The organism is Candidatus Eisenbacteria bacterium (genome assembly GCA_035712145.1).
Taxonomy (GTDB): domain Bacteria; phylum Eisenbacteria; class RBG-16-71-46; order RBG-16-71-46; family RBG-16-71-46; genus DASTBI01.
Window position 1 is genome coordinate 1 of record DASTBI010000057.1, and the last position, 12,749, is coordinate 12,749.

Consider the following 12,749-nt stretch of genomic DNA (forward strand, 5'->3'; position numbering starts at 1 on the left):
GCCGCATTTCAGGAGGAGATCATGACCACGCCGCCCATCGATCCGCGAGTCCGCATCGGACACGTCCACCTCAAAGTGTCGGACATCGACCGGGCGCTCGAGTTCTACTGCGGCGTGCTGGGCTTCGAGCTCACGGCGCGCCTGCCGGGGGCGGCGTTCATCTCGGCCGGCGGGTATCACCATCACATCGGGCTCAACACCTGGCACAGCAAGGGCGGCTCGGCGCCGCCCGCCAACACCACCGGCCTCTACCACGTCGCCATCCTCTATCCCGATCGCGCGACTCTGGCCGACGCGCTCAGGCGGCTGGAAGACGCCGGCATCGAGCTGGACGGTGCTTCGGATCACGGCGTCAGCGAAGCAATCTACCTGCACGACCCGGACGGGAACGGCATCGAGCTCTATCGCGACCGGCCGCGCGAGGAATGGCCCAGGGACGCGGCCGGGAACTTCACCATGGTCAACGAGCGCCTCGACATCGCCGGGCTCCTCAAGGAGCCGACGAAAGAGCCCGTGCGCCGGCCGGAGTAACCCCGAGGGACTAGGTCGTCGCGAGCTCCCGAGGCAACGGCCGCTCGCGCGCGAGCTGCGATGCCTCGCCCGGCGGCAGCACCGCGTCCTCGACCACGAGACCGCGGAAGAGCTGGATCGGCACCAGCTCGAAGTAGACGTTGCGGGGCTTCACCCGATCGGGCGGGTTCTCCCACACCTCGGCCGGCGGCATCTCGTCGATGCGCAGCGCCGCGGTGGCGGCGGGCAGGAACTTGCGACGGGAGGCCAGCGCGTACGCGGGCACCGAGTGCTCGCGCGCGGCGAGCGCCGCGGCGAACGAGCCGATCTTGTTGAGCACGCCGAGCTCGGTGACCGCGTCAGCCCCAATCCATAAGAGCTGGGCCTGGGACAGCACCAGCGGGAGCGCGGCATCGACGACGAGCCACACTGGGATGTCGCGCGCCGCAAGCGTCGCCGCCAGCTCACGGCCTTCTTGTAACGGCCGGCTCTCGGCGATCAGCACGCGTGGCTCGTGTCCGGCTTCGTGCGCCGCGAGCAGCGCGTCACGCACCAGCGAGCTCGAGGAGAGCGTGGCAATCCACGCGCCGCGTCCGCTCAGGAGCTTCATCGCCTGCTGGACGACCGCGCGCCGGATCATGGCGAGATCGGCCAGCTCGGCCGCGCACGACTCTTCGAGCGCCCGCCGCAGATCGGCGACACGATCGCCGCGCGTCACGGCCGTGTCGGCGACTTCCAGCGCGCGCGCGGCGAGCTGATGGATCAGCGCCATCGTCGGCTGCGTGCGCTGCGCATCGCGCAGCCAGCCGAGCAGCGCCAGGCGGAGCTCGATCGGGCCGGGCGAGGGATCGGCCGCGATCCAGCGCCTGAGCCCTTCGAGGAAGGCGTTGGCGACGTCTTCCGATCCGGAGCGGCGGTCGTCGCGGAAGCTGGCCATGCCAAACCCTTTAGAGTGTGGTGGTGAGGACGATGCGTACCTGGTTGGTATTCATGTTCGCGTGTGCTAACTTGCTGCCCCTCTGAAGTTAGCGGGACGCGCTTCCCTTCTCCAGGGACTTCGCGACCGGCCTGCGGGGCGTAACCCGTTCCATGATCACGACGATCTCCGATCGAGTCCAGCACGAGTTGCTGCCCCGGGTGTCGAAACCGAATCGATACCTGGGCAATGCCTTGCACGCGCCCCACAAACCGCTCGCCGAGGCGGAGATCAAGGTGCTGATGGCGTTCCCGGACGCCTTCGAGATCGGGCTCTCGAACATCGGCATCCGGATCATCCACCACGTCCTGAACCAGCGGCCGGATGTGGCCGCGGAGCTGGTCTTCGCACCCTGGCCCGACGCCGAGGCCGAGATGCGCCGGCGCGGGATCCCGCTGTTCTCGATGGAATCGCACGCCGCCGCGTCGGACTTCGACCTGATCGGCTTCTCGCTCCAGTACGAGCTGCAGTACACCAATGTGCTCAACATGCTGGATCTCGCCGGCCTTCCGCTGCGCTCGGTTGAGCGCGACGCCGGTCATCCCGTCATCATCGCCGGCGGGGCGCAGGCGTTCAGCCCCGAGCCGGTGGCCGAATTCGTCGACGCGTTCGTGATCGGCGACGGCGAGGAGGCGATCCATCGCGTCGTCGACCTGGTGAAGTGCTCTAAGCGGGAGCGCTGGTCGCGGCCCGTGCTGCTGCGCCGCCTGGCGCACGTGGACGGGGTGTACGTGCCGATGGGCTACGAGACGCGCGCCACCTCCGAAGGGTGGCTGGTGCCGGTGGCGCGACCGGGATTTCCTTCGCGGGTGCGCTCGGTCTGGGTGAGCGAGCTGAAGAGTGATTACTACCCGTCGGCCCCGCTGCTCCCGATCGGCGAGATCACCCACGACCGGCTCTCGGTCGAGATCATGCGTGGCTGCACTCGCGGCTGCCGTTTCTGCCAGGCCGGCATGATCAACCGGCCGGTGCGGGAGAAGCCGGGCCAGCAGGTGGTGGAGGAGGTGCTGCGCGGACTGTCGGCCACCGGGCTCGAGGAAGTGTCGCTGGTGTCGCTTTCGAGCACCGATCACACGCAGATCGTCGACCAGGTGAATACCCTCGCCGACGCGCTGTGCGCCACCCGCGTGCAGATCGCGCTGCCTTCGACCCGCCCGGACAACGTCCCGGTCGACGTGGCCCGCCGCATGGCGGCGCAGAAGAAGGGCTCGATCACGCTCGCGCCCGAAGCCGGCAGCCAGCGGATGCGCGACGTGATCAACAAGAACCACACCGAAGAAGAGCTGCTGCGCTCGGTGGCGACCGCGGCGCGGGAGGGCTACACCGGGGCCAAGCTCTACTTCATGTGCGGGCTGCCGGGCGAGAACGACGACGACCTGCGCGCGATCCTGAGCCTCGGCCACCGCGCCTGGCAGGAAGCGCGCGCCGCCGGCAACGGGACCTTCAAGATCACGGTCAGCGTCTCGCCGCACGTGCCCAAGCCGCACACGCCTTTCGCCTGGGCCGAGCAGTTGACCATCGCCGAGCTGGACCGGCGCCTGGGGGTGCTGCGTGAGGCGGCGCGCGGCAAGCCGGTGACGCTCAAGTACCGCGATGCCGAGACCTCGCTGCTCGAGGGTGTGTTCACCCGCGGCGACCGCAGGCTCGGGCAGGCGGTGGAAGAAGCCTTCCGCCGCGGCTGCCGCTTCGACGCCTGGACCGAGCATCTGCAGTTCGACACCTGGATGGCGGTCTTCCACGACCTCGGCATCGATCCCGAGCGCTATCTCGCGGAGCGCTCCACCGAGCTGGATCAGCCATGGGACGTGGTCCAGTCGCCGGTGACCCGGAAGTTTCTCGTCCGCGAGAAGGTGCGCGCCGACCGTGCGGCGATCACCGAGGACTGCCGCCTCGAGGACATCTGCTTCTCGTGCGGCGTCTCCGAATGTCCGCAACGCCCGTGGGTCAAGCAGCCCCACGTTCCGATCGATCTGCCGCATGCACAGCGGGCGGCGGTTGCGTTCGGGCGCCGGGCGCGGCGCGTTCACGGTCCCGAGCCGCGGCGCTCCACCTCGAACACCCGCAAAGGACGCGGAATCACCACCAGCACGCGCTTCCGCATCGAGTTCGCGAAAGGCGCGGCCATGCGCTTCACCTCGCATCTCGACTTGATGCGGGCGTGGGAGCGCACGCTGCGCCGCTCCGAGCTGCCGCTCGCGTTTTCCCAGGGGCACCACCCGCACATCAAGATGTCGTTCGGGCCTCCGTTGCCGCTGGGCTACCGTTCACGGGCTGAAGTCTTCGATCTCGAGCTTTCAAGGCCGCCGGGCGTCGACCTCCAGGAGAGACTCGACGCCGTGCTTCCCGAGGGACTCGCGGTTCTGCGCTTCCAGCCCATCCTGTTCAAGACTCCTTCGTTGATGAGCCAGCTCGAGGGCGCCTCCTATCGCGTGCGTTTCCCGCACGCGATCCTGGACGAGGCCGGCCTCGCGCACGACACGCTCGCTTCGCGCCTCTCACGGCGAGCGAACTCGCTCCTCGCGCGCGACCACATCGTGGTGCGCCGCAAGAACGAAGGGACGACCCGCGAATTCGACGCTCGTCCATCGATCGTGGCACTCGACATCGGCTCCGAAGACGGTTCCACGGTGCTGGATTGTCACCTGCGGTTCACGCCGCGGGCGTCCGTCCGGCCCGAGGAGCTGCTCCTGGAGCTGATCCCGGAGGCCGACCCTCGGGGCGCCGACGTGGAGCGCATGGCGCTCTGGTCGGAGGCTTCGGGCCGCCGGCGGGATCCGCTCGAGCTGCTCACCCACGGGGACGAAGCCGTCGCGCGGATGTATGGGACGACTTCGTGAAGCAGTCCATCATCATCAACGCAGACGCCTACGAAACCCGCATCGCGATCCTCGAAGACGGTGAGCTCGCCGAGCTCCTCGTCGAGCGCGCCGACCAGCGTCGCCACGTCGGGGACATCTACAAGGGCCGCATCAACGCCGTCCTGCCCGGCATGCAGGCGGCCTTCGTCGACCTCGGGCTGCCGAAGACCGGCTTCCTCCACGCCTCCGATCTCGCCGAGTCGCTGAGCGGCCTCGACGACATCTCGGATCTGGAAGAGAACGGCGATCGCCGGCGACGCCGGGCGCCGGCGCCCAAGATCGAAGACCACCTGAAGAAGGGCCAGGAGATCCTGGTGCAGATCACCAAGGAGTCGATCGGCACCAAGGGCCCTCGCGTCACCCAGCAGGTCAGCCTGCCCGGGCGCTTCTGCGTGCTCATGCCGGGCGTGGACCACGTCGGCGTGTCGCGCCGCATCGAGGAGCGCTCGGAGCGCCAGCGCATCAAGGCCATCATCGGCGACTTGAAGCCCAAGGGCGTGGGACTGATCGCCCGCACCGCCGGCGAGGGCAAGGGCGACCCGGAGTTCGCGGCCGACGTCAAGCATCTCGCCAAGCTGTGGGTGAAGATCGACCGCAAGTCGGCCTCCGTGCGCGCGCCGTCGCTGGTGCACCGCGAGATGGAGATGACCGCCAGCCTGATCCGCGACCTCTTCACCGACGACGTGGAAGAGGTGGTGATCGACGACAAGGAGTCGTTCAACGAGATCCAGGCTTATCTGAAGTCGGTTTCCCCCGAGCTGAGAGATCGCGTCAAGCTCTACAAGGGCCGCGATCCCATCTTCGACGCCTTCGAGATCGAGTCGCAGATCGAGAAGACCTTCGAGCGCAAGGTCTGGCTCAAGAAGGGCGGCTACATCTGCGTCGACCACGCCGAGGCGCTGGTCGCGATCGACGTGAACACCGGACGCTTCACCGGCAAGAAGAACCAGGAAGAGACCATCCTCCGCACCAACCTCGAAGCGGCGCGCGAGATCCCTCGTCAGCTCCGGCTGCGCGACATCGGCGGCATCATCGTCATCGACTTCATCGACATGGAGATCGAGAGCAACAAGCGCGCGGTGCTGGACGAGCTTCGCACCGAGCTGCGCAAGGACCGCGCGCGCACCAAGGCCTTCGCGGTCTCGGACCTCGGCCTGGTGGAGATGACCCGGCAGCGCGAGCGCTCGAGCCTGCTCCACTACTACACCGAGGACTGCCCGCACTGCGGCGGCCTCGGCAAGGTGCCGTCGCACGAGACCATGCTGGTGAAGCTCGAGCGCGCCATGCGTCGCGTGGCCGCGATCGGCACCGAGAAGCGCATCACGCTCAAGGTCAATCCCGAGGTCGCGCTGTACTTCGTCGAGCAGGAGGCGCGGCGCTTCGCCGAGCTCGAGAAGCGCTTCCGTCTCCAGGTCGACCTCAAGGACGATCCGCAGCTCAAGCGCGGCGACATGAAGGTCTACACCGACAAGAAGCTCGACATCACCAAGCAGGTGGTGGGCGCGGTGCCCGGGACGTAGCCTTGGACTGCGCGCCCGACGTCCTGCTGCGGCGCTTCGACTCACCTGACGAGACCCGGGTCATGAGCCGCGGCACGTTCGAGATCGTGAGGATCGGCGGCATCACGATCGGACGCGCCACCTATCAGCCAGGCTGGAAGTGGTCGGTCGACGTCGGTCCGCGGATCGGCGAGAAGCTCTGCGCGCTCGAGCACGTCGGTCTGGTGCTCCAGGGCAAGGCGGTGGTCGCTTTCCTCGATGGACGCCTGGTCGAGCTGGCGGCGGGCGAGCTGTTCAACGTCCCGCCGGTTCCTCACGACAGCTGGGTCGTGGGAGACGAGCCCTACGTTTCGCTGCACTTCCAGGGAGCCGAGCACTACGCCAAGAGCCATCCGTAAGAACGGCGTGGTCCCGAGGGCCGATCGCCAACCCAAGGCCGCGCGGCCTTCATCCGGCGCGCATGTCGCGCTGATCCGGGGCATCAACGTCGGCCGGGCCAAACGGGTGGCCATGGCCGACCTGCGCGCGATCGTCGAGAAGCTCGGCTACGAGGACGTCCGCACCCTGCTCAACAGCGGCAACGTCGTCTTCCGCGCGGCCAAGGGTACGGGGGCCGCGGCGGGGATCGAGCGGGCGATGAAGGCGAAGCTCGGCGTGTCCGCGCAGGTCGTCGTGCTCGGCGCGGCGGACCTCGCCGCGATCGTGAAGGAAAACCCGCTGGCGAAGGTCGCGACCAACCCCTCGCGGCTCATGGTCGCCGTCCCGATCGACGGCGACCTCTCGCGCCTGAAGCCCCTGGCCAAGGAGGACTGGAAACCGGAGGCGCTGGCGCTTGGCCGGCGCGCCGCCTATTTCTGGTGTCCAGACGGACTGCTCGAGAGCCGCCTGGGCGTCGCGATGTACCGCACTCACGGCGAGCGGCTCACCATCCGAAACTGGGCGACGATCACCAAGCTCCAGGCACTCACGCGAGACGACTGAACTCGAACAGCCTCATAAAACAGTTTCACGGCCGATGTCCGGCGATGTACGCTGATTGCCCCCGATCTCCAAGAATTCGAACCCGCGACACGGAAGGCGCACCTCTTTGAGGAGACATCATGTCCTTCTTCCGCCGCCACAAGAGTCTCGCCTTCAACCTGGGATTGGTCGCCCTGGCTCTCGCCGCCGCCGTAGGACTGCAGATCGTCCTCGGACCCGCGACGGTGTCCGCCGCCAAGGATGAAGTCTGCATCTGCCACGCCACAGGCCGGGCGCCGAGCACGCACTTCGTCACGGTTTGCGCCAATCGCACGGCTATCTATGGACAGGCCGGGCACTTCAACGAGGACGGCACGCCTCAGGCCGGTCACGAAGAGGATTACGAAGGTCCGTGCACCGGGTCGGATCCGTCCCCGACGCCCGACCCCTCGCCGGGTATCAAGTAGGCTCTTCCTGGTCGCGAAGGCAACGGCCCGGAGCGCGAGCTCCGGGCCGCTTCGTTGCCAGCCCCCTCAGTCGCGCACGACGCGGAAGCTGATCGGCCGCTGCACTCGCTCGAAGCCGCTGCGTGAAGGCTCCTCGGTATTCACGATCAGGCGCTCGAGCGCCCGCATCGCGTTGAGGTCCGCGATCGCGTGGCTCGAAACCGGCGGGCCATCCACCACCAGGATCAGCCGGGTGCGCACGTTGAGCAGATTCCAGGCATCCGCCGCCTCGCGCGTGGGAGGGTAGCCGGGCAGCACCACGATCAGGTCGGCCTGCTCCGGCGTCTGCTGCAGCGGCTCGAGATCGGCATAGGACCTCGGCCAGGCCGGCAGCGCGAGCAGCACGTGCGCGAGTCCCGTGGTGTTGTGGAGCTCGTAGAGCTCGTTGGCGGCCGGAATGCGCGCGAACTGCACCGTGGATCCGAGCCGGAAATCGGCGCGGTCCAGCACCAGGGGAACGCCGGCCGCGACCCGGGACCCCGTCGCGGGCGGCGGCGCCTGAGCCGGTGCGGGGGGTCCCGCCGTCATGCAGCCAGCGACGATACCGGCGGCGAAGACCAGAGCGATTCTCGTCATCTTCATGGGCAGGGACTCCGTTCGAAGGCCGTGAGCGCGGCGCTCATTCCGTCAGAGACGCGAAGCTCCGCAAGAATACCGCGAACGACCGAAGCAGTTGGGCGCTCGGCGATTGGCGACGCACTACAAGTCGGGGGGGGGGGCTAAGAGCGGACGTTGACCCTGTCCAGACATCGGCCTACGGTTAACCACGAAATTGGAAGAAGACTCAGGTAATTCTCTTCGGCCGCCGCCCCACTGGCGTGTGAGTCGAGCAAGTCGAAGGGGAGGCGGAGGTGGCGCGGGACATCGTCGTGATTGAAGCGTCGGCGGGGGGAGTCGACGCCCTCCGCTGTGTCCTGAGGCTCAGCATTCGATGACCGCCGTCCAGAGCAACTCCCATAACCTGGTGGTCGTCGGCTCGTCGGCGGGCGGCATCGAAGCGCTCAGTGTGCTGGTTGGCTCACTGCCCGGGGACTTTCCGGCTCCTCTGGTGCTGGCTCAGCACCTCGATCCGCGCCGCCCCAGCCATCTGGCCAGCATCCTGGAGCGCAAGAGCAAGCTGCCGGTCGTCACGGTGCTCGAGCCCACTCCGCTCGAGCCCGGCAAGGTGTACGTGGTGCCGTCCAATCAGCACGTCGTCATCCAGGACGGCAGCGTGCGTCTCGAGGCCGACCACGGCAACCGCCCCCGGCCATCGGTGGACCTGCTGCTGTCCACCGCCGCGCAGAACTATGGGGATCGGCTGTTCGCCGTGATCCTGACCGGCTCGGGCTCCGATGGCGCGGCGGGAGCGATCGACGTCAAGGCCGCGGGCGGGACGGTGGTGATCCAGAACCCCGCCACGGCCGCGCATCCCTCCATGCCCCAGGCTTTGCCGCCGACGGTGGTCGACCACGTCGAGGATCTCGAGCGGATCGGGCCCTTGCTGACCGATCTCTTGAAGCCGCCGGCTCTCGGCGATCACGTGGTGAGCGACGACGCCTTCGGGCAGATCCTGCAGCTCGTTGGGCAGCGTTCGTGCATCGACTTCAGGCAGTACAAACCCACGACGATCCTGCGCCGGATCAGCCGTCGCATGGCGATTCGTCATTTGACTTCGCTCGAGGAGTACCACGGCTACCTCGAGTCCCATCCGGACGAGATCGGTGACCTGGCGAGGTCGCTGCTCATCAAGGTGACCGAGTTCTTCCGCGACAGCGAAGCCTTCGAGCACCTGAGGCAGGAGATTTTTCCGACGCTCATCGAAGGCGGCCGCCAGCGCGGCAACGTCCTGCGTCTGTGGTCGGCTGGCTGCGCCACCGGGGAAGAGGCCTACTCGCTCGCCTTCCTGGCCACGGACATTCTCGGCGCCGAGCTCCCCGAATGGAACGTGAGGGTGTTCGCCACCGACCTCGACGAATCAGCGGTCGCCTTCGCTCGCCGCGGCTTCTATCCGGTGAGCGCCGCGCGCGGTCTCTCCGACGAGATCCGGAGACGCTTCTTCGAGAGCCAGGACGGTGGCCTCCGTGTCGCCAAGTCGCTGCGGCAGATGGTGATCTTCGGCCAACAGGACCTGAGCCGGGGCGTCCCGTTCCCGCGCATCGACCTCGTCCTGTGCCGCAACCTGCTGATCTACTTCAAGCCCGACCTCCAGCGCGACGTCCTCGACCTGTTCGCCTACTCGCTGCACCAAACCCGCGGCTTCCTCTTCCTGGGCAAGGCGGAGTCCGTGAGGCCGAGCAAGTCGGTCTTCGAGATGGTGAACAAGAAGTGGCGGATCTATCGCTGCCTCGCTGGGCCCATGGCCATGCCGGGCCATGCTACCGGCGCCCACATCGCGGGTGGCGTCCCGCACCCCTCGAGGCAACCGGAGAACGCGGCCGAGCTCGCGCACCGAGAGTCGGATCTCACCACCGTGCGGCGCCTCAACGAGGTGATCCTTCGCTTCCTGGGCGTGGGCGCCATCCTGATCGATGCCGGCTACCGCATCCTGACGATCAACTCGCTGGCTCGGCGATTCCTCGGCATCCGCGATGTCGGCAACGACCAGGACTTCCTCCACGCCGTCCGCGACCTGCCGTACGGCGATGTGCGCAATGCGATCGACCGGGTATTCCGCGAGCGCGCGGTCGTGACGCTCCCGGAGGTCGCGCTCGACGCCCGCGCCGGGCAACCCAGGTGGGTGACCCTCAGCTTGGCGCCCAGCCACCTCGAGGGGTCGAACCTCGACTGCGTCTTGATCACGGTCATCGACAGCACCGAGCTCGCCGTCGCCCGGCAGCGTATCGCGGCCATCGAGAGAGAGCATCGCCAGCTCGGCGAAGAGCTGGGCACGTCGAATCGCAAGCTCTCCGAGATCAACAAGGACCTGCAGGATGCCAACGAGGAGCTGCAGGCTTCGACTGAAGAGATGATGCTGACCCAGGAGGAGCTCCAGGCCACCAACGAGGAGTTCGAAGCCACCAACGAAGAGCTGCAGGCGACCAACGAGGAGCTCGAGACCAACAACGAGGAGCTGCAGGCCACCAACGAGGAGCTCGAGACCACCAACGAGGAGTTGGTGGCGCGCAGCGCCGAGCTCCAGCAGCTCGCGCACGTCCTGACGCTCGAGCGGCTGCGATTGACCGAGATGGTCGAGCTCGCGCCGTTCCACATCGGCGTGGTGACTGGGCCCACCATGAAGGTCGAGAGCCTGAACGTCCCGGCTGGAACGTTCGGGGCCGGCTTGATCAAGGGGCAGACCCTCGAAGAAGTGGCGACGTCCGAGCTCCGTCCGTTGATCGAAGGCGTTCAGGAGGTCTATCGGACGGGACGGCCCTGGAGCAGCGGTGAGCTATCCATCACGTCTCACGAACACGACGGAGAGAGCGTCGTGCGTCAGATGCAGTTCACGGTGATCCCCAATCGGGACACCCGCGGCAGCGTGGTCGGGGCGCTTCTGTATGGGAGGGACGTCACGGACGCCCAGCAGGCTGGCGAGCAGGCTCGACTCGAGCGCTACCGACTCATGATCGAGCACGCCCATCAGGTGGCGTTGGCGATGTTCGATGCCGGGACCGGCCGTCTGCTCTACGCGAGCCCCGCGTTCGCTTCGTTGGTGGCAAAGGGGACGAGCGACCCCAAAGGGAAAGCCGTGCACATGGGTTCCGGCATCACCGGCCGCCGCTGGGAGGATCTCGGCTTCCTGGCCCCCGAGGAGGCCCGTGCGGCGTTCGACGAAGTCGTCGTGACCCGGGAGCCGAAACGGTTGTCGCGCGTGAGCCTGGCCGTTCCAGATGGACCCGTGACCATCTGGGACTGCAGTCTGATTCCGGTGCTGGAACCCAACCAGGGCAGCATTCGTGTCGTCGTCGTCTCCGCCGTCGACGTCACCGAAGACGTGAGGGCGCACGAAGAGCTTCAGCGCACCGACCGCCTCAAGGACGAGTTCCTCTCGCTCGCAAGCCACGAGCTGCGCACGCCGCTCCAGCCCCTGAGGGTGTACACCGAGGTCCTCAACCGGTTGCTGCTCGAGGAGCGACGGGGTCCGGATTGGACGCGTAAGATGCAAGAGGCGCTGAACAAGTTTCAGCTCCAGATCACGCACATCGCGCGGCTCACCGACGACCTGGTCGACGTGGCGCGACTCGAAAGCAACCGGCTCTCGATCGAGAAGAAACCGGTGGATCTCAAGGCGCTCCTGTTTCGTGCCCGCGAGCAGAGCCTGGCATCCTCACCGACGATGGACGTTCGCCTACAGCTCCCTGCACAGCCGGCTCAGATCATCGTCCAGGGTGACGAGGGACGCCTGCTCCAGGTGATCGGGAACCTGCTCGGCAACTCCGCGAGGCATGCCGCGGGCTCCGAGCGGGTCAATATCAAACTCAGCGTGGTCCCGCACGACGATGGGCGCATGGCGCAAATCGACGTCAAGGACGTGGGGCCGGGGATCAGCGCAGAGGCCATGGGGACTTTGTTCACCCGCTTTTCAAGAGGCATGTCCACCAGTCAGGCGTCGCGCAGCGGGCTCGGACTCGGACTCTTCATCTCCCGTGGGATCGTCGAGCAGCACGGAGGCTCGATCCGCGCACACTCGAAGCTCGGGGAAGGGTCGACCTTTACCGTCGAGCTACCCCTCGCTGAGGTGGTGCTCCTCGACGCTCGCTTGACGGCGAAAGACCGCCAGTAGCTTGTCCATGCCGAATGGCTTGCGGACCGCGGCGACGGCGCCGATCTCGGCCGCCGCGCTATCGAGGATCTGCGGCGATGTGGCGGAGACCAGCACGATGGGACAAGCGATGGGGTGAGCTCGCAGCTGGTGCGCGAGCGAGAGGATGTTGGTATTGGGCAGGTTCAGGTCGAGCAGCACGAAATCCGGCGGGCGCTGCCCGAGACGTCGGATCGAGTCGAGCGCCTGGATTGCGGCAACGCCATCGATAGCCCACAGCGTCTCGATGCCGTGCAGCTCGAGCAGTCCGATCAGAGCCTCTGCCGAGTCGGCGTCGTCCTCGACCAGAAGCAGTTTCCACCCGCGAACGGACTCCAAGGGTGGCTCCAGAGTGGAAGGTCCGCGCGAACGCTGTAAGAGAGAATCCATCGGCCTCGACATGAATTCGTGCGTGAAGGAGTGACAGGATTGGTGAAGGTCGCGCCTGACCGCGACCCTACTGCCGTCTGGGATGGGTGAATAGTCAAATCGTCGTTCGATCATGAGTTCACCAGGGCCGGGATGCAGGTCCTACAACGGGAGCGCGGGCCCGCTCGCGGGGACGGATCTGGCGACCTCACTCCATCTCGAACGCGACGTACTGGAGCTGGCCCATCCGATTGACCTGGAGCACGACCGCACCTCCGGAGCCTGTCTTGGCGAGCGCGTCCCGGAGAGAGGCAATCGATGGCGTCGCGACACGGTTCAGCGACACCA

At 67.1% G+C, this 12,749-nt stretch carries 10 protein-coding genes; 7 read left to right on the top strand and 3 right to left on the bottom strand.

Going from position 1 to position 12,749, the window contains the following annotated elements:
- Positions 1 to 21 precede the first annotated feature (21 nt).
- Positions 22 to 531 carry a VOC family protein gene (locus tag VFQ05_03385; GenBank protein ID HET9325791.1) on the top strand — a complete coding sequence of 170 codons (510 nt, stop codon included), beginning with the start codon at positions 22 to 24 and terminating at the stop codon, positions 529 to 531.
- Positions 532 to 541: 10 nt separating this feature from the next.
- On the opposite strand, the gene VFQ05_03390 is transcribed toward VFQ05_03385, so the two are convergent.
- Entirely contained in the window at positions 542 to 1,447 is a 906-nt protein-coding gene (locus VFQ05_03390) for a hypothetical protein (GenBank protein HET9325792.1), read from the bottom strand.
- 152 nt (positions 1,448 to 1,599) lie between these two features.
- Here VFQ05_03390 and VFQ05_03395 point away from each other — a divergent pair, with 152 nt between their 5' ends.
- The 5 genes from VFQ05_03395 (at position 1,600) to VFQ05_03415 (ending at position 7,270) form a co-directional block, all read left to right on the top strand.
- On the top strand, positions 1,600 to 4,323 hold the full coding sequence (locus VFQ05_03395; protein ID HET9325793.1) for a TIGR03960 family B12-binding radical SAM protein: 2,724 nt from the start codon (positions 1,600 to 1,602) through the stop codon (positions 4,321 to 4,323).
- Positions 4,320 to 5,864, top strand: coding sequence for an Rne/Rng family ribonuclease (locus VFQ05_03400; protein HET9325794.1), 1,545 nt, complete (start codon positions 4,320 to 4,322; stop codon positions 5,862 to 5,864). The genes VFQ05_03395 and VFQ05_03400 overlap by 4 nt, the downstream gene beginning before the upstream one ends.
- A 2-nt stretch (positions 5,865 to 5,866) precedes the next feature.
- Complete coding sequence (locus VFQ05_03405) at positions 5,867 to 6,241, top strand: cupin (GenBank protein HET9325795.1); 375 nt, start codon at positions 5,867 to 5,869, stop codon at positions 6,239 to 6,241.
- A gap of 7 nt (positions 6,242 to 6,248) precedes the next feature.
- Positions 6,249 to 6,824, top strand: coding sequence for a DUF1697 domain-containing protein (locus VFQ05_03410; GenBank protein HET9325796.1), 576 nt, complete (start codon positions 6,249 to 6,251; stop codon positions 6,822 to 6,824).
- A gap of 119 nt (positions 6,825 to 6,943) precedes the next feature.
- The gene (locus tag VFQ05_03415) at positions 6,944 to 7,270 is read left to right on the top strand and encodes a hypothetical protein (protein ID HET9325797.1); all 327 of its coding nucleotides are present in this window, start codon (positions 6,944 to 6,946) and stop codon (positions 7,268 to 7,270) included.
- Positions 7,271 to 7,336: 66 nt separating this feature from the next.
- Here VFQ05_03415 and VFQ05_03420 read toward each other — a convergent pair whose 3' ends face one another.
- Positions 7,337 to 7,891, bottom strand: a complete 555-nt coding sequence (locus VFQ05_03420; GenBank protein HET9325798.1) for a hypothetical protein — start codon at positions 7,889 to 7,891, stop codon at positions 7,337 to 7,339.
- A gap of 349 nt (positions 7,892 to 8,240) precedes the next feature.
- On the opposite strand from VFQ05_03420, the gene VFQ05_03425 reads away from it, so the two are divergent.
- Positions 8,241 to 12,014, top strand: a complete 3,774-nt coding sequence (locus VFQ05_03425) for a CheR family methyltransferase (protein HET9325799.1) — start codon at positions 8,241 to 8,243, stop codon at positions 12,012 to 12,014.
- Here VFQ05_03425 and VFQ05_03430 read toward each other — a convergent pair.
- Positions 11,955 to 12,371 carry a response regulator gene (locus tag VFQ05_03430; GenBank protein ID HET9325800.1) on the bottom strand — a complete coding sequence of 139 codons (417 nt, stop codon included), beginning with the start codon at positions 12,369 to 12,371 and terminating at the stop codon, positions 11,955 to 11,957. The two genes, VFQ05_03425 and VFQ05_03430, sit on opposite strands and share 60 nt — an antisense overlap.
- Between the last annotated feature and the right edge of the window lie 378 nt (positions 12,372 to 12,749).